Here is a 21,021-nt window from a genome sequence, read left to right as displayed (position 1 = left end):
GTTACTCTCCTAACAGACGCATCATTTCTGCTTCGTCGATAACCTCAATGCCGAGCTCCTGGGCTTTCGCCAGCTTCGAACCGGCGGCCTCCCCGGCGATCACCAGATCAGTTTTCTTCGACACGCTGCCCGCCACTTTGGCTCCCAGCGCCACCAGACGTGCCTTTGCATCATCACGGGATAGCTGGCTCAGGCTGCCGGTCAGCACCACCGTTTTACCGGCGAACGGGCTGTCGATCTCTTCGGCGTTGACGACGACCGGCGCAGGCCATTTGATGCCCTCTGCCAGCAGTTGGCCGATGACCTCGCGGTTGCTCTCTTCAGCAAAGAAGTTAAAGACGTGCGTGGCGACGACGATGCCGACATCCGGGACTTTCTGTAGCTCCTCGATGCTTGCCTTTTCCAGCGCCTCCAGCGTACCAAAGTACGCCGCCAGCCCTGCTGCCGTCGCTTCACCCACTTCACGAATGCCGAGCGCATAAAGGAAACGGGCGAAGGTGGTCTCTTTAGCCGCTTCTAGGGCGTTAACCACGTTCTGGGCTGATTTTGGCCCCATGCGATCCAGACCGGTTAGTTTACCTGCGGTCAGCCTGAAGAGATCCGCTGGCGTGTGGACGTACTCTTTCTCAACCAGCTGGTCGATAATCTTGTCGCCCATGCCGTCGACGTCCATCGCCCGACGGGAGACAAAGTGCTTCAGTGACTCTTTACGCTGCGCACCACAGATTAAGCCGCCCGTACAGCGCGCCACCGCTTCACCTTCTACGCGCTCAACGTCCGAGCCGCACACCGGGCAATGGGTCGGGAAGACAACTTCGCGCGTATCGTCAGGACGCTCTGACTCAACGACGTTAACCACCTGCGGGATCACGTCCCCCGCGCGGCGAATTACCACTTTGTCACCAATACGCAGACCCAGGCGGTCGATTTCATCGGCGTTATGCAGCGTGGCATTACTCACCAACACACCCGCCACCTGCACGGGCTCCAGACGAGCGACCGGGGTAATGGCCCCCGTACGTCCCACCTGGAACTCCACGTCGCGGACGAAGGTCATCTGCTCCTGGGCCGGGAACTTAAACGCCACCGCCCAGCGCGGCGCGCGCGCCACAAAGCCCAGCTGCTCCTGCAGCGCCAGCGAGTTCACCTTGATGACCACGCCATCAATATCAAAGCCGAGCGTCGGACGGTCCGCCTCCACCTTGTGGTAGAACGCCAGCACCGCTTCCGGCGAGTCGCAGAGCTGAACGCGGTTGCTCACCGGCAGGCCCCATGCTTTAAACTGCAGCAGACGCCCGAGATGGGTATCCGGCAGCTCGCCGCCCTCCAGAATACCGACGCCGTAGCAGAAGAACGTAAGCGGTCGCTTCGCGGTGATGCGCGGATCAAGCTGGCGCAGCGAGCCCGCCGCCGCGTTACGCGGGTTAGCAAACACCTTACCGCCGGTGCGACGTGCCTCTTCGTTAATTTTCTCGAAGCCCGCCTGGGGCAGAAACACCTCGCCGCGCACTTCCAGACGTGCAGGAATATTGTCACCCTGCAGCTTCAGCGGGATCGCGCGGATGGTACGCACGTTGGTGGTGATGTCTTCGCCCGTCGTACCGTCGCCACGCGTCGCGGCACGCACCAGCACGCCGTTTTCATAGAGAAGACTGACCGCCAGGCCATCCAGCTTCAGTTCGCAGCACCAGGTGAGAGCGTCGCTGCTTTTCAGGCGATCCTGCACGCGCTTGTTAAACGCGAGAAAGCTCTCTTCATCGAAGACGTTATCCAGCGACAGCATCGGTACTTCATGACGCACCTGGCTGAAAGCGCCCAGCGGCTCAGCGCCGACGCGCTGGGTGGGAGAATCCGGTGTGATAAGCTCCGGGTGCTGCGCTTCTAATTCGCGCAGCTCGCGCATCAGGCGGTCATACTCCGCATCCGGGACTTCCGGCGCGTCCATAACATGATAGAGATATTCATGATGGCGAAGCGTGGTTCGCAGTTCAGTGAGTTGTTGTTCGATTGAGTCCATATCACACCATCAATGAGAAAAAACCCCCGACATGCGGGGGTTGAGGAGGAGTTGAAGATAACGCGTCGGTTACGCGTTGGCTTCCTTAACTTCGCGGATGCGGTCCTGATACTCACGCAGCTTCTGCGGGGTCATCATGCGACGCTGATCGTCGAGCACCACACCACCCACTTCGTCAGCGATGTGCTGAGCGGATTGCAGCATCAGCTTAAAGTTTTGCAGTTCGTCGCCGTAGGACGGCACCTGCATAAAGATAGTGACACCCGGCGTCACGAAATCGCCCGTCATTTCTGGGTCGAATGTGCCAGGGTTAACCATATTGGCCAGGCTAAATAGCGCCGGGCCGCTACCGTCCGGGCTCAGGTGACGATGGAAGATATTCATATCACCAAACTTGAAGCCGGCCTGTTGAATACTGTTCAGCAGTACGTCACCGTTCAGATGGCTGCCGTGATGGGCGGCCACGTTCATGATGATCACCGCTTCTTTACGCTGCGGTTTTTCAACAACCGGCTCTGGCTCTACAACGGGCTCAGGCTCAACGTGCGGGGCAGGAGCGGGCTGCGGCGCAGGTTGAACATGAACAGGCTGCTGCGGTTGATGTACCGGTTGCGCAGGCTGCTGTTGCACAGGCTGCTGCACGGGTTGCTGTTGAACCGGCTGTGGCGCAGCAGGCTGCTGATACACACGCTGTTGCGGCGGCTGGCGCACCGGTTCTTCCACAGGCTGTGGCGCTGGCTGGCGCGGCTGTGCAGAAGCATACGGCGGTTGATACTGGTGCTGCGAAGGACGAGGTGCTTCATGCTCCCCATGGCCTACGCCGGGCGCAGTATTGACCCGATGAACACGAACTTCACCCACGCCGTCATCGTCGCTTCCATCGATGTCATCTTCACTGTCATCGTCGTCACGACTGGACTTCATGCGCTTCAGTGGGCGATCGCGAAACATCGAGGAACGCTCTTTACGGCTGGTCCAGAAACCATGTACCAGTAAAGCGATTATGGCGATCGCGCCAACAATGATTAATATCAGACGCAAATCCTGCATCATTATATTCTCTGTTGTTCTAACACCTTGCCACCACGGCAAACATTTACTCACTAAGAGTATTTGCCGTTTACGTCAAGTGCAAGTGTGTGCAGAGCATTCACAGCATAAAGATGAAGGAAATCGTGCTTTTTGCTGGTTTTTCGAACATTTCCGAACTAGTCATTGGTCCGTAAGTGGATAATATAGGCGGGCAATTCCACTGGTTGTGTAAAAAGGAGTACAGCCTGGCTATGGTTTCAACATCTTCTTCTCCCCCGCGCAGCGGCGTCTGGTATTTTTCTCAGGGCTGGAAACTGGTCTCTCTGCCGGGTATTCGACGCTTCGTCATTCTGCCGCTGTTGATCAACATTATTCTGATGGGCGGCGCGTTCTGGTGGCTGTTCACAAAACTGGAAAGCTGGATCCCATCGCTGATGAGCTACGTGCCGGACTGGCTGCAGTGGCTTAACTACCTGCTCTGGCCGGTGGCGGTGATCTCCGTTTTGCTGGTATTTGGCTACTTCTTCTCGACGATTGCCAACTGGATAGCCGCGCCGTTTAACGGTTTGCTGGCGGAACAGCTGGAAGCGCGCCTTACCGGCGCAACACCGCCGGACACGGGCATCCTGGGGATCATGAAAGACCTCCCTCGCATTATGAAGCGTGAATGGCAGAAGTTTGCCTGGTACCTGCCCCGCGCGGTTGTGCTGCTTATCCTCTATTTTGTGCCCGGCATTGGCCAGACGGTGGCACCGGTGCTGTGGTTCCTGTTCAGCGCCTGGATGCTGGCCATCCAGTACTGCGACTATCCGTTCGATAACCACAAGGTGCCGTTTAAAGAGATGCGCACCGCCCTGGGCAGCCAGAAGATCGCCAATATGCAGTTTGGCGCGCTGACCAGCCTGTTCACCATGATTCCGTTCCTGAATCTGTTCATCATGCCGGTTGCCGTTTGCGGCGCGACCGCCATGTGGGTCGACTGCTACCGTGCTAAGCACGCGTTATGGAAATAATGCAAAAATGTGTAAAGCAGGGGTGGCTTATGCCGCCCCTTATTCCATACTGATCCCCATTATTTCCTTGCAGTATATAGATATGCGAATTCCTTACTTCCCCCTACCTGCTTAGCAGGTATGCTGGGTCGGTATCCCAATTTCATACAGTTAAGGACAGGCCATGAGTAAGATTTATGAAGACAACTCGCTGACTATCGGTCATACGCCCCTGGTTCGACTGAACCGTATCGGTAATGGACGCATCCTGGCGAAGGTCGAATCACGTAACCCGAGCTTCAGCGTAAAATGCCGTATCGGTGCAAACATGATTTGGGATGCTGAAAAACGTGGCGTACTGAAGCCGGGCGTTGAGCTGGTGGAACCGACCAGCGGCAATACCGGGATCGCTCTGGCCTATGTTGCTGCCGCGCGCGGCTACAAGCTGACGCTGACCATGCCTGAAACCATGAGCATCGAGCGTCGTAAGCTGCTTAAAGCGCTGGGCGCGAACCTGGTGCTGACCGAAGGCGCGAAGGGCATGAAGGGTGCCATTCAGAAAGCCGAAGAGATTGTGGCCAGCGATCCGGCGAAATACCTGCTGCTGCAGCAGTTCAGCAACCCGGCTAACCCGGAAATTCACGAGAAGACTACCGGCCCGGAAATCTGGGAAGATACCGACGGCCAGATTGACGTCTTTATCTCCGGCGTAGGTACCGGCGGCACGCTGACCGGCGTGTCACGCTATATTAAAGGCACCAAAGGTAAAAAAGAGCTGATCACCGTTGCCGTTGAGCCGACTGATTCACCGGTTATCACCCAGGCCCTGGCGGGGGAAGAGCTCAAACCCGGCCCGCACAAAATTCAGGGGATTGGCGCAGGCTTCATTCCGGGCAACCTGGATCTGAAGCTGATCGATAAAGTGGTCACTATCACGAACGAAGAAGCCATCTCTACCGCGCGTCGCCTGATGGATGAAGAAGGCATTCTGGCAGGTATCTCTTCCGGTGCGGCCGTTGCGGCAGCGCTTAAACTTCAGGAAGATGAGGCCTTTACCAATAAGAATATTGTGGTTATCCTTCCTTCCTCGGGTGAGCGTTACTTGAGCACCGCACTGTTTGCCGATCTGTTCACTGAAAAAGAGCTGCAACAGTAGTGCCACTATGTTAATAACGCGTAAAAAAGCACCTTTTCAGGTGCTTTTTTGTGGCCTGCTTCAAACTTTTGCCCCTCCTGGCATTGCTTCACCCCGTTGGGTCTGGTATTTAAACCAGCAATTATTTTGATGCGTGAAATTAATCAGCGAACGAAATAGCCTTGCTGAATCGATTTTATGATTTGGTTCAAGTCTTGCTTTCGCTGCATAATGTTTAATGACGATCGAAACGTCAGCGCTAACAATACAGGCTAAAGTTCAGTCGCCAGGCTAGACTTTAGTTCCACAACACTAAACCTATAAGTTGGGGAAATACAATGTTCCAGCAAGAAGTTACCATTACCGCTCCGAACGGTCTGCACACCCGCCCTGCTGCTCAGTTTGTTAAAGAAGCGAAAGGCTTCACTTCTGAAATCACTGTGACTTCCAACGGCAAAAGCGCCAGCGCAAAAAGCCTGTTCAAACTGCAGACTCTGGGCCTGACTCAGGGCACCGTAGTCACCATCTCTGCGGAAGGTGAAGACGAGCAGAAAGCAGTTGAGCATCTGGTAAAACTGATGGCTGAGCTCGAGTAAGTTTCCGGGTTCTTTTAAATATCAGTCACAAGTAAGGTAGGGTTATGATTTCAGGCATTTTAGCATCCCCGGGTATCGCTTTCGGCAAAGCACTGCTGCTGAAAGAAGACGAGATCGTCATCGACCGGAAAAAAATTTCTGCCGACAAGGTTGATCAGGAAGTTGAACGTTTTCTGAGCGGTCGTGCCAAGGCATCTGCGCAACTGGAAGCAATCAAAACTAAAGCTGGCGAAACTTTCGGTGAAGAAAAAGAAGCCATCTTCGAAGGGCACATCATGCTGCTCGAAGATGAGGAGCTGGAGCAGGAAATCATAGCCCTGATTAAAGATAAAGGCATGACGGCCGACGCGGCTGCGCATGAAGTTATCGAAGGTCAGGCAACTGCCCTGGAAGAACTGGATGATGAATACCTGAAAGAGCGTGCGGCTGACGTACGTGACATCGGTAAGCGCCTGCTGCGCAACATCCTGGGTCTGGCCATTATCGACCTGAGCGCCATTCAGGATGAAGTGATCCTGGTTGCCGCTGACCTCACCCCGTCTGAAACCGCACAGCTGAACCTGAAAAAGGTCCTCGGTTTCATCACCGATGCGGGCGGCCGTACCTCCCACACCTCTATCATGGCGCGTTCTCTGGAACTGCCTGCCATCGTGGGTACCGGAAGCGTCACCTCTCAGGTGAAAAACGGCGATTATCTGATTCTGGATGCCGTAAACAATCTGGTTTACGTCAACCCAACTAACGAAGAGATCGAAAAACTGCGCGCGGTTCAGGAGCAGGTTGCGACTGAAAAAGCGGAACTCGCTAAGCTGAAAGACCTGCCAGCCATCACTCTGGACGGCCATCAGGTAGAAGTGTGCGCAAACATCGGTACCGTCCGCGACGTTGATGGCGCTGAGCGCAACGGTGCGGAAGGCGTTGGTCTCTATCGTACAGAATTCCTGTTCATGGACCGCGACGCGCTGCCAACGGAAGAAGAGCAGTTTGCTGCGTATAAAGCCGTTGCTGAAGCCTGTGGCTCTCAGGCGGTTATCGTCCGTACCATGGACATCGGTGGCGACAAAGAGCTGCCGTACATGAACTTCCCGAAAGAAGAGAACCCGTTCCTGGGCTGGCGTGCCGTGCGTATTGCGATGGATCGTAAAGAGATCCTGCGTGACCAGGTTCGCGCAATCCTGCGTGCGTCCGCTTTCGGTAAGCTGCGCATCATGTTCCCGATGATCATCTCTGTTGAAGAAGTGCGTGCACTGAAGAAAGAGATCGAAATCTACAAGCAGGAACTGCGCGACGAAGGTAAAGCATTTGACGAGTCAATCGAGATCGGCGTGATGGTGGAAACACCTGCGGCGGCGACCATTGCGCGTCATTTAGCCAAAGAAGTTGATTTCTTTAGTATCGGCACCAATGATTTAACGCAGTACACCCTGGCAGTTGACCGTGGTAATGATATGATTTCACATCTCTACCAGCCAATGTCACCGTCCGTACTGAACTTGATCAAGCAAGTTATTGATGCTTCTCATGCAGAAGGTAAATGGACTGGCATGTGTGGTGAGCTTGCAGGCGACGAACGTGCTACACTTCTGTTGCTGGGTATGGGTCTGGACGAATTCTCTATGAGCGCCATTTCCATCCCGCGCATTAAGAAGATTATCCGTAACACGAACTTCGAAGATGCGAAGGTGTTAGCAGAGCAGGCTCTTGCTCAACCGACAACGGACGAGTTAATGACGCTGGTTAACAAGTTCATTGAAGAAAAAACAATCTGCTAATCCACGAGATGCGGCCCAAATTACTGCTTAGGAGAAGATCATGGGTTTGTTCGATAAACTGAAATCTCTGGTTTCTGATGATAAGAAAGACTCCGGAACTATTGAGATTGTTGCTCCGCTCTCCGGCGAGATCGTCAACATCGAAGACGTGCCGGATGTAGTGTTTGCTGAGAAAATCGTTGGTGATGGCATTGCTATCAAACCAACTGGCAACAAAATGGTTGCTCCAGTTGACGGCACCATCGGTAAAATTTTTGAAACCAACCATGCGTTCTCTATCGAATCTGATAGCGGTATCGAACTGTTCGTTCACTTCGGTATCGACACCGTTGAACTGAAAGGCGAAGGCTTCAAACGTATCGCGGAAGAAGGCCAGCGTGTGAAAGTTGGCGACCCGGTGATTGAATTCGATCTGCCACTGCTGGAAGAAAAAGCCAAGTCTACCCTGACGCCGGTTGTTATCTCCAACATGGACGAAATCAAAGAACTGATCAAACTGTCTGGCAGCGTCACCGTGGGTGAAACCCCGGTTATCCGCATCAAGAAGTAATTCTTGCCGCACAGAAAAATGGCGCCTTCGGGCGCCATTTTTGTTTATGCCGGGAGGATAAGCTCGTCGTAGCCTTTCGACTGGGTATAAAGCATCACGTCAGTCACCAGATCGCCGGCCATGCGAATGGCATCAGCAACGGTTTTCCCCTCTACAATGCCGCTCACCAGCTCTGAACAGAACAGGTCGCCCGTCCCTTTCAGATCGGTTTCTACGCGCGGATGCGCGCTGACGGTGACGCCCTCGCGTGAGACCAGCACCACGTGGATGTTTTGCGGATCGTCGGCAACCGGCGCACTGGTGATCGCCACCCATTTCAGGCTGTCTGAGAGCAGTCCTTGCGCCGCCGCGATGGCGCTTTCCGGCGTGCGGCACGGCTTGCCGCTTAACACTTCCAGCTCGTAGACATTGGGCGTGATCCCCTGCGCCAGCGGCAGCAGGTGCTCCCGATACGCTTCGGGGATCTCAGGCTTCACGTACATCCCGCTGTCGATATCGCCGATAACCGGATCGACCAGCACCAGCAGGTCAGGATGCTGCGCTTTGACCGCCTTCAACCACTGCGCCAGCAGGACAATCTGGCTGGCACTGCCCATATAGCCGGTGGTGACCGCCTTAAGCTCGCGCAGGATCTCGCGCTCTTCCAGCGCCTTCAGGTAGCCGCTGAACCACTCGTCGGGGATCACGCCGCCGTAGAAGGTGTCATAGTGCGGCGTGTTGCTGAACAGTACCGTCGGCACGGCGGTAACGTTCAGCCTGTGGGTACGAATATTCGGTACCGCAATGCTGTTCCCCACGCTGCCGTACACCACCTGCGACTGCACGGCGACAATATCGGTTTGCTGCGCCCGGGTATTATCCCGGAATAGAATCATCTCCATGACGCTTAAATCCCCGCCCCCTGCGAATAACTCTCTTCACCAAAGACGCCGGTAGACAGATAGCGATCGCCGCGATCGCAAATAATCGCCACCACTACCGCCCCCGGGTTTGCCTGCGCCACCCGAATCGCACCCGCTACCGCGCCGCCCGAGCTGACGCCGCAGAAGATACCTTCGCGCACGGCCAGCTCACGCATGGTATTTTCCGCCTCGCGCTGGTGAAGATCCAGCACCTGGTCCACAAGCTGCGCATTAAAAATGCCGGGCATATACTCCGCCGGCCAGCGGCGAATGCCCGGAATGCTGCTCCCCTCTTCCGGCTGCAGGCCAACGATGGTGACGGTTTTCGCCTGCTCGCGCAGAAAACGGGATACGCCGGTAATGGTGCCCGTGGTGCCCATGCTGGAGACAAAATGGGTAATGCGCCCGTCGGTTTGCTGCCAGATTTCCGGGCCGGTGGTGGTGTAGTGCGCGTAAGGGTTGTCCGGGTTGTTAAACTGATCGAGCAGTTTACCTTCGCCGCGCTCGGCCATTTCTAACGCCAGGTCGCGCGCGCCTTCCATCCCCTGCTCTTTGGTCACCAGAATCAGCTCGGCTCCGTAGGCACGCATCGCGGCGCGGCGCTCCTGGCTCATGTTATCCGGCATCAGCAGCTTCATGCGGTAGCCTTTCAGCGCCGCAATCATGGCCAGGGCGATACCGGTGTTGCCGCTGGTGGCTTCAATCAGCACGTCGCCCGGCTTGATTTCACCACGCTTTTCGGCCTGGACGATCATCGATAGTGCGGCCCGGTCTTTCACCGACCCCGCCGGGTTATTACCTTCGAGTTTGACCCAGATTTCGCTGCCGTTGTCTGGCCCCATGCGCTGAAGCTTGACCAGAGGCGTGTTGCCGATGGTATGTTCGAGTGTATTCACGATTTTTACTCAATAAAAAAGCCGGGTTGCGCGCAGCGATCCCGGCCTACAAGACACAGTTTTAGCTGTAGGCCCGGTCAGCGCAGCGCCACCGGGCGATAAACATCCTAATAACCTATCAGGCTGACTCCGCCAGAGCAATATCCTCGCGCGTCTCGATGCGTTCCTTGCCGTGATAAATACGGGCATGCTGAAGACCGACAAACAGGCGCTCTCCCCGATGCGGCGGGACGTCGTCGCGCATGACCACGGTCAGCGGCTCGGTGTACCAGCCCAGCGGCTGAACCACCAGTTGGGTGTAATGCCCTTTAGGGCTCGCTTCCAGCACCTGTACCGGCAGCGGTGAGTCCAGGCTGGTTCGACGGCTCACGTCCACCTCCCATGGGCGCAGGAACAGATCGACCGGCCCCTGATGCGCGGAGGTATAGCCCAGCGGCCAGCGGTGCGCGCCAACGTGGAACTGACCGCCGCGAATGGTGCCCTGCAGGCGGTTCACCTCGCCCATAAACTCCAGCACGAAGCGGGTCGCCGGTTCACGCCAGAGCTGCTCCGGCTCGTCAACCTGCTCAATGTTGCCCTGACTCATGACCACCACGCGATCCGCGACTTCCATCGCCTCTTCCTGGTCGTGGGTCACGAAGACGCTGGTGAATTTCAGCTCTTCATGAAGCTGACGCAGCCAGCGGCGCAGCTCTTTACGCACCTGCGCATCCAGCGCGCCGAAGGGTTCGTCCAGCAGCAGAATTTGCGGCTCAACGGCCAGCGCGCGCGCCAGCGCCACGCGCTGTTTCTGCCCGCCGGACAGCTGGGCCGGGAAACGGTCCGCCAGATGCGCCAGCTGCACCATCTCCAGCAGTTTGGTCACTTTCGCCTTAATGGTTGCCGCATCCGGACGCTCACGACGCGGCAGCACGGTCAGGCCAAACGCAATGTTGTCGAACACGGTCATGTGGCGGAACAGCGCGTAATGCTGAAACACAAAGCCCACCTTACGATCGCGGGCGTGCAGGCGGCTCACGTCAGTGCCGTGGAAGCGGATGTGCCCGCTGGTCTGGTGCTCAAGCCCGGCGATAATACGCAGCAGCGTGGTTTTGCCCGAGCCAGACGGCCCCAGCAGCGCCACCATTTGTCCGGAAGGGATATCCAGCGAGATATCATTCAGCACCTGGGTGCGACCAAAAGACTTCTTAATATTGGCAATCTCAATGCTCATGATTTCCCTCCTGATGCTGACGTTTTTCCTGATTTTCTAAACGCCACTGCACCACACTCTTCAAAAACAGGGTCAAAATCGCCATCAGCGTCAGCAACGCTGCGGCAGTAAAGGCGCCGATGGTGTTGTAGTCCTGCTGCAGGAGTTCAATCTGCAGCGGCAGCGACAGGGTTTCACCCCGAATGGAGCCAGAGACGACGGAAACGGCACCGAATTCACCAATCGCGCGGGCATTGGTCAGCACCACGCCATAAAGCAGCGCCCAGCGGATGTTCGGCAGGGTCACGCGGCGGAACATCTGCCAGCCCGACGCACCCAGCAGCACCGCCGCTTCGTCTTCGTTGCTCCCCTGGCTTAACATCACCGGCACCAGCTCGCGCACCACGAACGGGCAGGTCACGAAGATGGTGACCAGCACCATGCCCGGCCAGGCGAACATGATCTGCAGGTTATGCGCATCCAGCCAGCCGCCCAGCGGTCCGTTAGAGCCGTAGAAGAGCAGATACACCAGGCCCGCCACCACCGGCGACACGGCAAACGGAATATCCAGCAGGGTCAGCAGCAGCTGACGTCCCGGGAAATTAAAGCGCGTCACCAGCCACGCCAGCAGGGTACCGAACACCAGGTTCACCGGGACGGTGATCAGGGCAATCAGCACGGTCAGCCAGATGGCGTGCAGCATATCCGGGTTCGCCAGGTTTTCCAGCGCGGGCATCAGGCCCTTGCTGAACGCCTGAACGAAGATATAAATCGTCGGCACGACGAGAATGAGGGCGGAAACCAGCACGCCCGCCCCAATCAGAAACCATTTACCCCAGTTGATGCGGGGCGCATCGTATCGCTTCAATTGCGTAACTTCCGCCATCAGTGACCTACCACACGTCGACCAAAGCGACTTTGCAGAGTGTTAATCGAGTACAGCAGCAGCAGCGATGCCGCGAGGATCACCGAAGCGATCGCGCTCGCCGCCGGATAATCAAACTCCTGCAGGCGAATGAATATCATCAGCGAGGTCACTTCCGTTTTCCAGGCGATGTTCCCGGCGATAAAAATCACCGCGCCAAACTCGCCGAGGCTGCGGGTAAACGACAGCGCGACGCCCGCCATCAGCGCCGGAGACAGTTCAGGCAGCACCACTTTGCGGAAGCTCTGCCAGCGCGTGGCGCCCAGCGTTTCCGCCGCTTCTTCGTATTCCGGACCTAACTCTTCCAGCACCGGCTGCACGGTACGCACCACAAACGGGATGCTGGTAAAGGCCATCGCCACCGCGATACCAAGCCAGGTGTAGGTCACCTTGATGTCAAATTTCGCCAGCCACTCGCCGTACAGCCCGTTCACGGAGAAGAGCGACGCGAGGGTTAAGCCCGCGACCGCCGTCGGCAGCGCAAACGGCAGATCCATCAGGGCGTCAAGCAGCGTGCGGCCCGGGAAGCTATAGCGGGTCAGGATCCACGCCATCAGCAGGCCGAACACGCCGTTAAAAATGGAGGCGACAAACGCCGACAGCAGCGTCACCTTATAGGCCGCCACCACCTGCGGGTTGGTGATCACGTCCCAGTACTGCGCCCAGCTCATCTGCGCAAGCTGCATCACCAGCGCGCTGAGCGGCAACAGCAGAATCAGGCAGACGAACAGCAGGCTGGTCCCGAGGCTTAAGGTAAAGCCCGGCAGCACGCGTTTGGTCGAGACTGCAAACATTACTTATGCCCCGCCGCCAGCAGTTTGTCTAACTCACCGCCGCTGGCAAAATGCGTTTTCATCACGTCTGGCCATGAGCCGAAATGGTCTTCCACGCGGAACAGCGCGGTCTGCGGGAACTTATCTTTCAGCTTGTTCATCACGTCCGGGTTGTTTACGCGGTAGTAGTAATCGGTAATGATGGCCTGCGCCTGAGGGCTGTACAGGTAGTTGAGATAGGCTTTTGCCGCTTTCTCGGTACCGTTCGCCTGCACGTTTTTATCCACCCATGCGACCGGGAATTCGGCCAGAATGTTGGTTTTCGGGATAACCACCTCAAAGCCCTGCGCTTCATACTGCTTGCGGATGTTGTTCACTTCCGACTCAAAGCTGATCAGCACATCGCCCAGGCCGCGCTCTGCGAAGGTCGTGGTCGCCCCGCGGCCGCCGGTATCAAACACTTCGACGTTTTTCAGGAACTGGGTCATGAACTGCTCGGTTTTGGCTTTATCGTTACCGTCAGCCTTGTCCGCCGCGCCCCACGCCGCTAAATAGGTGTAACGCGCGTTACCGGAGGTTTTTGGGTTCGGGAAGATCAGCTTCACGTCGGAACGCACCAGATCGCTCCAGTCGTGGATATTCTTCGGATTGCCCTTACGCACCAGGAAACCCATGGTGGAGTAGAACGGCGAGCTATTGTTCGGCAGACGGCTCTGCCAGTCCGCCGGGATGAGCTTGCCTTTGTCGTGCAGGATCTGCACGTCAGTCACCTGGTTGTAGGTCACCACATCCGCTTTCAGCCCCTGAAGGATGGCCAGCGCCTGCTTGGACGACCCGGCGTGAGACTGCTTGATGGTCAGCTTGTCGCCGTTATTGTCTTTCGCCCACTGCTGTTCGAACGGGGGGTTAAGGGCGGCAAACAGCTCGCGGGAGACGTCATACGAACTGTTCAACAGTTCAGTCGCCTGCGCCTGTGCCACCAGCAGTAAACCTGCCAGCGCCAGAGTTCCTTTTTTCAGTACAGTAACGGCCATTGCGCACCCTTATAAATGTGATGACTATCTTATAGTCATAATATTTATAACGGTGATGAAAGCAGTAACGGTTTTATATACCGTTTGGTGATTTAGAAGCAGAAAAGGGAATAAGGAGCGGGGAAAATTGCCGGGTGGCGCTAACGCTTACCCGGCCTACGTATGGAAAGCGGTTTACAGCGCCAGCAGACGCTCGACGGACGGCGCGAAGTAGTAGCCGCCGGTCACCGGTTTGGTGAAGCGCAGCATGGCGTCGCGCTTGCCGTCGGTATCGCCGAACATGCTCAGCAACTGCTGTTCAATGTTATGCAGGCGCGCGCAGTAGGCGCAGAAGTAGAGGCCGTGCGTACCGCTTGCGGTACCGTACGGCAGACTCTGGCGGACAATCTTCAGCCCTTTGCCGTCTTCCTTGAGGTCAACGCGGCTCAGGTGCGAGGTGACCGGACGGTCATCGCCGTCGATCTCTTCGTTAGCTTCTTTCGTACGGCCAATCATCATCTCCTGGTCATGCACGCTCATGCGGTTAAGCTGCTTGAGGTTATGCTCCCAGCGCTGCACGAACACGTAGCTTCCGCCCGCGTCCACGCCGTCTTTGATAACCGCGACTTCACGACGCGTCTCTTCACCCGCCGGGTTTTCCGTTCCGTCGACAAAGCCGCTCAGATCGCGCTCTTCTACCCAGCGGAAACCGTGAACCTCTTCCTGCACCTCGATGCTGTCGCCAAAGGCCGCCACCGCCGCCTGGGCAACGGAGAAGTTCACGTCGTGACGCAGAGAAAGGATGTGGATCAGCACGTCGTACTGGGTCGCAGGTGCCAGGCCTTTGCCGTAAGGAATGAAGTCCTTCAGCTCTTCTGCCCCTTCACCGCCGCTCAGCTGACGCCAGACGTTATTGCCAAACGCAACAACGGCGCCGAGGTGGGCTTCCGGGAATTTGGCCTGGAAGGTCACCAGTTTATCAATAAACGCTTTGCTGGCCGCACGCAGGGCATCCACGTCCCCTTTGACATTGGCTTCAATCCAAATCGCCGCGCGGCAATGTTCTGGCAAAATGCCACTCTGAACCTGAGACATCGCTCCTCCTGAAATAAAGATGCCACGTCAGCGTGGCATTGATGGCGGCTATTATACCCGGATTTCAGCGAGGCGGTTTGTTCAGACGCAAATTACTGCTTCCAGAGTATTTTGCTCACCTTCCAGCTCTTCAGGGTGTCGTCAGACGGCATCAACCCTTCCGGGCCGCTCCAGGTGCCGGTAAAAACATAGCTGATGTGCTGGCTGCCTTCCGCCTTACACTCCACCGCCACTTCATCGTCGGATGGCACGCTGGTGCAGTTGCCAAAGGCCTGCTTATAAAGATCGCTAAACGGCGTCCCGACCTTCACGCCGCTGGCGGTCGGAATATCTTCATCCATCACCGCGATCCGGTTTACCGTGCCTTTGTCACCGTTGATCGCCAGCGCCAGCTTGTCGCCCTTCAGCGCCTCGTAATAGCGAACAATATTACCATTCTCTGTTTTCATGCCGCTGCGCAGGCGGTAGTCACTGCTGAGCGCATCCTGAATAGCATTCTGATCCAGCGCCGTCGCGGCGGTAATTTTCCCCACGCCCTGCTCGGTCACTTCCGTTGATGAGCCAAACCAGTTCCACGGATACGCAGCAGACCAGTTAATGGAGGAGAGCGTCGAACAGCCGGTCAATGCCAGCGGAAGAGCGCATAAAACTAAACGCAGCGATTTCATTGAAACGTCCTTACGTGTTAAATCAACGCTTGTTGGAGTGCGACATCGGCAAAAAGTGCCGGATTAATCATCCTGAGGCACAAAACAGGCGCGAAGACGTGGGTTGGTCAGCAGCCACAGCAGCGCCACGATATCGGCAACCACCAGCGCAACGCCGATGCCCGTCAGCGGTTCACCGTACCACCAGAGTACCGGCTGCCAGAAGAGCAGCGCAATTTGGGCAAGGATCAGCAGCCCGCGAAGCGCGCGCCACAAGCGCGGGATTACGTGCCGCCGACCGCTGCACAAGAAAGCCACCACCGCCGGTACGCCCGGCAGCAAGCCGAGCCAGAAGGCATCGTGATCGGGATAAAAGAGATTTAGCAGCGTGTCGCCCTGCCCGCGCGACGCGGCGGCCATCACAAACAGCACCCAGGTGCGGGCCTGAAGCAGCAGAACGCACCAGAATAAAAAGGGCAGCCTGACGCGACCCTGCGCGTCATAATCTGCCGGATGGATCTCAGTACTCTTCATCTTCGATGAGACGCTTTCCTAAATTCAGCACGTCAGCGTGTACGTAGCCCAGGCGTTCATACATGCCCAGCACCACGTCGTTATCTTCCCGCACCATGATCTGGATTTTCGGACAGCCGCGGGCGATCAGCTTCTTCTCGAGCCGGTTGAGCAGCGCATTGGCAATACCGCGACCACGGTATTCCGGATGGACGCCCAGATAATAGGCCGAGCCGCGATGGCCGTCATAACCGCCCATCACCGTCCCCACAACCTCGCCATTGACTTCCGCAACCAGAAACAGACTGACGTCGTGATTCACCTTACGTTCGATATCCATTTCCGGATCGTTCCACGGACGCAGCAGATCGCAGCGCTCCCAAAGGGTGATCACCTCTTCGAAATCTTCCTGGCGAAAAACGCGTATCTCCATGGTATTAACCGCCTTTTCGGGTTTAAAAACAGTGATTATGGCGCGAACCACGCCTTTAGCCAATAACCGGGGAAAATCTCGCCAAAATTTGGCATAATGTCACTTTGTCACGTATTGAAATGAAAAGTAAAACAATTCTCAATAAGGACTGTCGTAACGCTAAACGCGATACGATATAACACCAGGACCCCTTTTTTTAGTATTCAGGCCGCATGAGCACATTCAAACCATTAAAAGCACTCACATCGCGTCGTCAGGTTCTCAAAGCGGGGCTGGCGGCCTTAACGTTAACGGGCATCGCAAAGCAGGCTCAGGCAAAAGACGAGAGCACGCTTAAAACCAGTAACGGACACAGCAAACCGAAAACCAAAAAGCCGGGCGCAAAGCGTCTGGTGATGCTCGACCCGGGCCACGGCGGTATTGATACCGGCGCCATCGGCAAAAACGGGTCGAAAGAAAAACACGTCGTGCTGGCAATTGCAAAAAATGTGCGGGCGATTTTACGCAGCAACGGCATTGACGCGCGTCTAACGCGCTCTGGCGACACCTTTATTCCGCTGTACGATCGCGTAGAGATCGCCCACCAGCACGGGGCGGATCTGTTTATGTCGATTCACGCGGACGGCTTTACCAACCCGTCTGCCGCCGGTGCCTCGGTGTTTGCGCTGTCCAACCGCGGCGCCAGTAGCGCCATGGCAAAATACCTCTCCGACCGCGAGAACCGGGCGGATGAAGTCGCCGGGAAAAAAGCCACCGACAAAGACCACCTGCTACAGCAGGTGCTGTTCGACCTCGTGCAGACGGATACGATCAAAAACAGCCTGACGCTCGGCTCGCACATCCTGAAGAAGATTAAGCCAGTGCATCGCCTGCACAGCAGGAGCACCGAACAGGCGGCGTTTGTGGTGTTGAAATCACCGTCTATCCCGTCCGTGCTGGTGGAAACGTCGTTCATTACCAACCCGGAAGAGGAGCGACTCCTCGGCACTACGGCGTTTCGTCAGAAGATCGCCAACGCCATCGCCTCCGGCATTATCAGTTACTTCAACTGGTTTGATAACCAAAAAGCGCACTCCAGGAAACGCTGATGAAACCCAATGCTCAACTGGTCAAAACCTTCCTGCTGCAGCTGCAGGACGAAATTTGCCAGAAACTGGCCGCCGCTGACGGCGGAGAATTTCAGGAAGACAACTGGCAGCGCGAAGCCGGCGGCGGCGGGCGTAGCCGCGTGCTGCGTAACGGCGGCATCTTCGAACAAGCGGGCGTGAATTTTTCCCACGTTCATGGCGACGCGATGCCCGCGTCTGCGACGGCACATCGTCCCGAGCTTGCGGGCCGCAGCTTCGAAGCGATGGGCGTTTCGCTGGTGGTGCATCCGCACAATCCGTTTGTGCCGACCAGCCATGCCAACGTGCGCTTTTTCATTGCGGAAAAAGCGGGGGCCGATCCGGTCTGGTGGTTTGGCGGCGGTTTCGACATGACGCCCTACTACGGCTTCGAAGAGGATGCCGTGCACTGGCACAGCACCGCGCGGGATCTTTGCCTGCCGTTTGGCGAAGACATTTACCCGAAATTTAAAAAGTGGTGCGATGACTACTTTTACCTGAAGCACCGCGACGAGCAGCGCGGCATCGGCGGGCTGTTCTTTGACGATCTCAACACGCCTGATTTTGATACCGCATTTAGCTTTATGCGCGCGGTGGGCGAAGGCTATACCGACGCGTACCTGCCCATCGTCGAACGCCGTAAAGACACCAGCTATGGCGTGCGCGAGCGCGAGTTCCAGCTCTACCGTCGCGGGCGCTACGTGGAGTTCAACCTGGTATGGGATCGCGGGACGCTGTTTGGCCTGCAGACCGGCGGGCGCACGGAGTCGATTCTGATGTCGATGCCGCCGCTGGTGCGCTGGGAGTACTGCTACGAGCCAAAAGAAGGCAGCCCGGAGGCTGCCTTGAGTGAGTTCCTTAAAGTACGCGACTGGGTTTAACTGCCGGATGGCGCTGCGCTTATCCGGCCTGCTCAACCCGTAGGTCGGGTAAGCGAACGCGCTACCCGACTCACAACGCTTACAGCGGCTGCGTCTGCGCCTCAACCACCGCCAGCGCCACCATATTCACGATACGGCGCACGGAGGCAATCGGCGTTAACACATGCACCGGCTTCGCCACGCCCATCAGCACCGGTCCTACGGTCACCCCTTCAGAGCTGGAGACGCGCAGCAGGTTGTAGCTGATACGCGCCGCTTCCACATTCGGCATAATCAGGATGTTTGCCGATCCTTTCAGCGGGCTGTCAGGCATACGTTCGTTGCGGATGCTCTCCACCAGCGCGGCATCACCGTGCATTTCCCCGTCAATCATCAGCTCCGGCGCGCGCTCGCGCACCAGCGCCAGCGTCTCACGCATTTTGCACGCCGCCGCTGATTTGGACGAACCGAAGTTAGAGTGCGACAGCAGCGCCACCTTCGGCTCGATACCAAAGCGGCGCACGGTCTCGGCGGCCATCACGGTGATCTCCGCCAGCTCGTCCGGGGTCGGATCGTCGTTAACGTAGGTGTCAGCGATAAAGGTGTTCCCGCTCGGCAGCAGCAGGGCGTTCATCGCCCCGGCGGTATGGACGCCGTCTCGATAACCGAAGATCTCCTGCACCACGCTAAAGTGCTCGTGGTAATCGCCAATGGTGCCGCAAATCAGCGCATCCGCCTCGCCGCGATGCACCATGATCGCGCCGATCACCGTGGTGTTGCTGATGACGGCTTTCTGCGCCTGCTCCTGGGTGATCCCACGGCGCTTCATGATCGCGTAGTATTCGCTCCAGTACTCTTTGAAGCGCGGATCGGATTCGTTGTTGACGATCTCGAAGTCGACGCCCGGCTTAATCTGCAGGCCCAGTTTCTGGATACGCATTTCAATCACGCTCGGACGACCAATCAGGATCGGTTTCGCCAGGCCTAAGGTGATCAGCTCCTGGGTGGCGTGCAGCACGCGCGCCTCTTCCCCTTCCGCCAGCACCACGCGCTTCGCGTCGGCGCGCGCCTGAGAGAAGATCGGCTTCATGAACAGGTTGGTTTTATAGACAAACTCGGTGAGCTTATCGACGTAAGCGTCGAAGTCTTCAATCGGACGCGTCGCCACGCCGGAATCCATCGCCGCTTTTGCCACCGCAGGGGCAATTTTGACAATCAGACGCGGGTCGAACGGTTTTGGAATGATGTAGTCCGGGCCAAAGCTCAGATCCTGATCGCCATAGGCTGAGGCAACCACTTCACTCTGCTCGGCGTGGGCCAGCTCCGCAATGGCGTGCACCGCGGCCAGCTTCATCTCTTCGTTGATCGCCGTCGCGCCGACGTCCAGCGCGCCGCGGAAGATGAACGGGAAGCAGAGCACGTTGTTCACCTGGTTCGGGTAGTCGGAACGCCCGGTGCAGATAATGGCGTCTTCACGCACCGCTTTCGCCAGCGGCGGCAGAATTTCCGGCTCAGGGTTCGCCAGGGCCAGGATCATCGGCGCGCGCGCCATCTTCTTCACCATCTCCTGGGTCAGCACTTTCGGACCCGAGCAGCCGAGGAAGATATCCGCGCCGTCAATCACGTCCTCAAGCGTGCGCTTGCCGTCGTCTTCTACCGCATACGCCGCTTTGGTTTCCGCCATGTTCGGCTCGCGATCTTTGTAAATCACGCCCTTGGAGTCGCAGACCACAATGTTGTGTTTCTGCATACCCAGCGCCACCAGCAGGTTCATACAGGCGATGGCCGCGGCGCCAGCGCCGGAGACCACCATGCGCACGTCGGAGAGATTTTTCTCTACCACGCGCAGGCCGTTGAGAATGGCGGCGGTGCTGATAATGGCCGTTCCGTGCTGGTCGTCATGGAACACGGGAATGTTCATACGCTCGCGCAGCTTCTGCTCGATATAGAAACATTCCGGCGCTTTGATGTCTTCCAGGTTGATCCCGCCGAAGGTCGGCTCCAGCGCGGCCACCACGTTGATGAATTTGTCAGGATCGAGCTCGTCCACCTCGATATCAAACACGTCGATACCGGCGAATTTCTTGAACAGCACCCCCTTGCCTTCCATCACCGGCTTACCGGCCAGCGCGCCGATGTTACCGAGCCCCAGTACCGCCGTGCCGTTAGAGATCACGGCGACAAGGTTGCCGCGCGCGGTGTATTTATAGGCCGCCAGCGGATCTTTTTCGATTTCCAGACACGGGGCCGCCACGCCCGGCGAGTAGGCCAGCGCCAGATCGCGCTGTGTCGCCAGCGGCTTGGTTGGGGAGACCTGAATTTTGCCCGGGACAGGGAACTCGTGAAAATCGAGGGCACTCTGTTTCAACTGCTCATCCATCTTATTTTTCCTTTCACGTATCGGTCAAAAGGGTGACGAAAACGATCCGGTTGCACACCCTGGTGTGCCGCCTAGTATCGCCTCAGGCCGCCTCCTAAACTTTGAAGGCTGCCAAACTCTCACCATCACACATTAAAAATTGTTATCAATTTATAACAGCCATGTTACCCGTCTCAAAAGCAATGCCTCCCC

General features: G+C 57.0%; 20 protein-coding genes. 7 read left to right on the top strand and 13 right to left on the bottom strand.

Features of this window, described 5'->3' with window-relative positions; all coding sequences use genetic code 11:
* Nucleotide 1 precedes the first annotated feature (1 nt).
* Complete coding sequence (ligA, locus tag ACOTXT_RS11175) at nucleotides 2-2,017, bottom strand: NAD-dependent DNA ligase LigA (RefSeq protein WP_032663110.1); 2,016 nt, start codon at nucleotides 2,015-2,017, stop codon at nucleotides 2-4.
* 69 nt (nucleotides 2,018-2,086) lie between these two features.
* The gene (gene zipA / locus ACOTXT_RS11170; RefSeq protein ID WP_023294243.1) at nucleotides 2,087-3,070 is read right to left on the bottom strand and encodes a cell division protein ZipA; all 984 of its coding nucleotides are present in this window, start codon (nucleotides 3,068-3,070) and stop codon (nucleotides 2,087-2,089) included.
* Nucleotides 3,071-3,300: 230 nt separating this feature from the next.
* Between zipA and cysZ the strand changes: the two genes are divergently transcribed.
* From cysZ to crr, 5 genes are all read left to right on the top strand, one after another.
* Nucleotides 3,301-4,062 (top strand): sulfate transporter CysZ, encoded by a 762-nt coding sequence (gene cysZ / locus ACOTXT_RS11165; RefSeq protein WP_023294244.1) that lies wholly within the window; start codon nucleotides 3,301-3,303, stop codon nucleotides 4,060-4,062.
* Nucleotides 4,063-4,225: 163 nt separating this feature from the next.
* A complete protein-coding gene (gene cysK, locus ACOTXT_RS11160; protein WP_023294245.1) occupies nucleotides 4,226-5,197 on the top strand; it encodes a cysteine synthase A in 972 nt (323 codons plus the stop codon).
* Nucleotides 5,198-5,514: 317 nt separating this feature from the next.
* On the top strand, nucleotides 5,515-5,772 hold the full coding sequence (gene ptsH / locus ACOTXT_RS11155; RefSeq protein ID WP_000487600.1) for a phosphocarrier protein Hpr: 258 nt from the start codon (nucleotides 5,515-5,517) through the stop codon (nucleotides 5,770-5,772).
* A 44-nt stretch (nucleotides 5,773-5,816) separates the two neighbouring features.
* The gene (gene ptsI / locus ACOTXT_RS11150; protein ID WP_008501604.1) at nucleotides 5,817-7,544 is read left to right on the top strand and encodes a phosphoenolpyruvate-protein phosphotransferase PtsI; all 1,728 of its coding nucleotides are present in this window, start codon (nucleotides 5,817-5,819) and stop codon (nucleotides 7,542-7,544) included.
* A gap of 40 nt (nucleotides 7,545-7,584) precedes the next feature.
* Nucleotides 7,585-8,094, top strand: coding sequence for a PTS glucose transporter subunit IIA (gene crr, locus ACOTXT_RS11145; protein WP_003861316.1), 510 nt, complete (start codon nucleotides 7,585-7,587; stop codon nucleotides 8,092-8,094).
* 44 nt (nucleotides 8,095-8,138) lie between these two features.
* Here the strand turns inward: crr and pdxK are convergent, their stop codons facing one another.
* The 10 genes from pdxK to ACOTXT_RS11095 all read right to left on the bottom strand — a co-directional run bounded on the left by pdxK (nucleotide 8,139) and on the right by ACOTXT_RS11095 (nucleotide 16,483).
* Nucleotides 8,139-8,975 carry a pyridoxine/pyridoxal/pyridoxamine kinase gene (gene pdxK / locus ACOTXT_RS11140; protein WP_333164546.1) on the bottom strand — a complete coding sequence of 279 codons (837 nt, stop codon included), beginning with the start codon at nucleotides 8,973-8,975 and terminating at the stop codon, nucleotides 8,139-8,141.
* Nucleotides 8,976-8,980: 5 nt separating this feature from the next.
* Nucleotides 8,981-9,892, bottom strand: a complete 912-nt coding sequence (cysM, locus tag ACOTXT_RS11135; protein ID WP_021241793.1) for a cysteine synthase CysM — start codon at nucleotides 9,890-9,892, stop codon at nucleotides 8,981-8,983.
* A gap of 118 nt (nucleotides 9,893-10,010) precedes the next feature.
* Nucleotides 10,011-11,105 (bottom strand): sulfate/thiosulfate ABC transporter ATP-binding protein CysA, encoded by a 1,095-nt coding sequence (gene cysA / locus ACOTXT_RS11130; RefSeq protein ID WP_008501607.1) that lies wholly within the window; start codon nucleotides 11,103-11,105, stop codon nucleotides 10,011-10,013.
* Entirely contained in the window at nucleotides 11,095-11,970 is an 876-nt protein-coding gene (gene cysW / locus ACOTXT_RS11125; RefSeq protein WP_008501608.1) for a sulfate/thiosulfate ABC transporter permease CysW, read from the bottom strand. Before cysW ends, cysA begins: the two co-directional genes overlap by 11 nt.
* Nucleotides 11,970-12,803 carry a sulfate/thiosulfate ABC transporter permease CysT gene (gene cysT, locus ACOTXT_RS11120; protein WP_055321756.1) on the bottom strand — a complete coding sequence of 278 codons (834 nt, stop codon included), beginning with the start codon at nucleotides 12,801-12,803 and terminating at the stop codon, nucleotides 11,970-11,972. The genes cysW and cysT overlap by 1 nt, the downstream gene beginning before the upstream one ends.
* Nucleotides 12,803-13,816 carry a sulfate ABC transporter substrate-binding protein gene (locus ACOTXT_RS11115; protein ID WP_008501610.1) on the bottom strand — a complete coding sequence of 338 codons (1,014 nt, stop codon included), beginning with the start codon at nucleotides 13,814-13,816 and terminating at the stop codon, nucleotides 12,803-12,805. The genes cysT and ACOTXT_RS11115 overlap by 1 nt, the downstream gene beginning before the upstream one ends.
* 174 nt (nucleotides 13,817-13,990) lie before the next feature.
* Nucleotides 13,991-14,890 carry a Dyp-type peroxidase gene (locus ACOTXT_RS11110; protein WP_333164550.1) on the bottom strand — a complete coding sequence of 300 codons (900 nt, stop codon included), beginning with the start codon at nucleotides 14,888-14,890 and terminating at the stop codon, nucleotides 13,991-13,993.
* A gap of 92 nt (nucleotides 14,891-14,982) precedes the next feature.
* Nucleotides 14,983-15,558, bottom strand: coding sequence for an RpoE-regulated lipoprotein (locus ACOTXT_RS11105; RefSeq protein ID WP_021241797.1), 576 nt, complete (start codon nucleotides 15,556-15,558; stop codon nucleotides 14,983-14,985).
* Between the two features lie 63 nt (nucleotides 15,559-15,621).
* Nucleotides 15,622-16,071, bottom strand: a complete 450-nt coding sequence (locus ACOTXT_RS11100; RefSeq protein WP_055321495.1) for a DUF2919 domain-containing protein — start codon at nucleotides 16,069-16,071, stop codon at nucleotides 15,622-15,624.
* On the bottom strand, nucleotides 16,058-16,483 hold the full coding sequence (locus ACOTXT_RS11095; protein WP_008501614.1) for a GNAT family acetyltransferase: 426 nt from the start codon (nucleotides 16,481-16,483) through the stop codon (nucleotides 16,058-16,060). Before ACOTXT_RS11095 ends, ACOTXT_RS11100 begins: the two co-directional genes overlap by 14 nt.
* A gap of 212 nt (nucleotides 16,484-16,695) precedes the next feature.
* Between ACOTXT_RS11095 and amiA the strand changes: the two genes are divergently transcribed.
* A complete protein-coding gene (amiA, locus tag ACOTXT_RS11090) occupies nucleotides 16,696-17,571 on the top strand; it encodes an N-acetylmuramoyl-L-alanine amidase AmiA (RefSeq protein ID WP_008501615.1) in 876 nt (291 codons plus the stop codon).
* Entirely contained in the window at nucleotides 17,571-18,470 is a 900-nt protein-coding gene (gene hemF, locus ACOTXT_RS11085) for an oxygen-dependent coproporphyrinogen oxidase (protein WP_039024769.1), read from the top strand. Before amiA ends, hemF begins: the two co-directional genes overlap by 1 nt.
* 79 nt (nucleotides 18,471-18,549) lie before the next feature.
* Here the strand turns inward: hemF and maeB are convergent, their stop codons facing one another.
* Entirely contained in the window at nucleotides 18,550-20,829 is a 2,280-nt protein-coding gene (gene maeB, locus ACOTXT_RS11080; protein WP_045406103.1) for an NADP-dependent oxaloacetate-decarboxylating malate dehydrogenase, read from the bottom strand.
* Nucleotides 20,830-21,021: the final 192 nt, after the last annotated feature.

The organism is Enterobacter cloacae complex sp. IR5422 (assembly GCF_049238165.1).
Classification (GTDB): domain Bacteria; phylum Pseudomonadota; class Gammaproteobacteria; order Enterobacterales; family Enterobacteriaceae; genus Enterobacter; species Enterobacter roggenkampii.
This window is presented reverse-complemented; position numbering and strand designations above follow the sequence as displayed.